Source organism: Streptomyces sp. SID5785, from assembly GCF_009870065.1.
Lineage (GTDB): Bacteria > Actinomycetota > Actinomycetes > Streptomycetales > Streptomycetaceae > Streptomyces.
Genome location: NZ_WWIA01000148.1, coordinates 1 through 1,554, shown reverse-complemented (window position 1 = coordinate 1,554; position 1,554 = coordinate 1). Strand labels below are relative to the sequence as shown.

General features: G+C 76.1%; 1 protein-coding gene. It reads right to left on the bottom strand.

The window, feature by feature from the left end; genetic code table 11:
• Positions 1-6 precede the first annotated feature (6 nt).
• Positions 7-1,326, bottom strand: a complete 1,320-nt coding sequence (locus GTW43_RS04730; RefSeq protein ID WP_161300353.1) for a BTAD domain-containing putative transcriptional regulator — start codon at positions 1,324-1,326, stop codon at positions 7-9.
• Between the last annotated feature and the right edge of the window lie 228 nt (positions 1,327-1,554).

The following is a 1,554-nucleotide window of genomic DNA, read 5'->3' as shown; positions in this document are numbered from 1 at the left end:
TCGCCCTCAGGCCCGGCGCCCGCAGGTCGCCAGGCTGCACCAGCGGCGCCGCCCGCTCGCGTCGAGGAACAGCCAGCCGCACTCGGCGCTCGGGCAGCGGCTCACGGTGAAGCGCCGTGGATCCGCGAGGAGTTCGCCCGCGCTCCGGGCCACGGCGTGCAGGGGCAGGCGCAGTCCGGACCGGTGGGCGGGGATGCGCCAGCGGGCCAGGCCGTCGGCGTCCCGTTCGAAGACCGCAAGGCGGCCCGCGGCCTCCACCGCCCGTGCCACCGCCCTGAAGGCCCGCCGATCGGCGGGATCGGTCAGGCACGCGTAGAGCTGCGCCCGGAAGTCACGCGCTTCGTCCACCACGTCGGCCGCCTGCCGCGGGTCCTGTTCCGCCTCCTCCAGGAGCCGGGTGACCACCGCGTCCTCGGCCAGGTCCAGATGCCCGGCCCACGCGGCCAGCGAGCGGTACCCGCGCAGCCATTCGGAGCCGGGCAGTCGCGGGCCGCCCCAGCCCGCATAGGTGTTGCAGAACTCGAGCGCCGGATGGCCGCTCGTGTTCCAGGGCAGCCAGACGTCCCGGATCCGGACGGCGTGGACGGGCGTCTGCGGGGCCTCGAGACGGCGGTCGCCCCGCAGGACCTGGTCGTGGAGCGCGTGAAGATCCGGGCCGGGTTCGACGCCGTGGTCGGTGGCGAGCCGTCGCCGCGTCGCCCGGAACAGTTCGAGCGCCTCGGCGCGACGGCCGCAGCGGTGGAGGGCGGTCATGGCGTGGGCCACGAGCCGCTCGCGGGTGGGGTGCTCGGCCACGACGGTGGTCAGGTCGGCGGCGGCGCGGGCGGGGTCGCCGCTCTCCAGCAGTGCCTCGGCCCGCCTTTCCAGGGCCGTGAGCCGAAGCTCCTCGAGCGGTGCGGCGCCGGGGACCCGCGGCGGGCTGCCGCGCCACAGGGCCAGGGCCGCGTCGTAGAGGCGGACCCGGTCTAGGGCATCGGCCGACGCGTCGGCCCGGCGCAGGAGGTCGGTGAACTCCACCGCGTCGATCGTGTGCCGGGCCTGCGCCGGCAGTGTCAGGGCGTACCCGTCGTCCCGGCCCCGGTCGAGAGCGATCCCGTACGGGCGCAGAGCGGCACGGAGCCGGCCCGCGTAGGTGTGCAGCGTGCCCCGGGGGTCGGCCGGTCCGCCCTCGGGCCACAGCGCGTCGATCAGCCTGCCCGCGGCCACGGTCCTTCCTTCGCGCAGCAGGAGCGTGACGAGCAGCAGGCGCTCCTGCCTGCGGCGGGTGAGCACGACGGGGGCACCGTCGTGTCGTGCCGTGAACGGGCCCAGGAGCAAGAAGTCCATGCGGGGAAGGTACGCGTCCGCCGATCGGTGCGTGCAGGGTGCGTGGGGGAGCGGCGGTCAGATTCTGGTCAGGACGAGGGTGCAGGGTGGACGCCATGTCTGACTCACTTCACGGTCGCACCCGCCGCGCGCTGTCCACCGCCGCCTGCGCCGTCGCGCTGACCGGCGCGGCCGTCACCCTCGCCGCCCCGCCCGCGTCGGCCGCACCGGCCGACGCGGGCGGGGTCT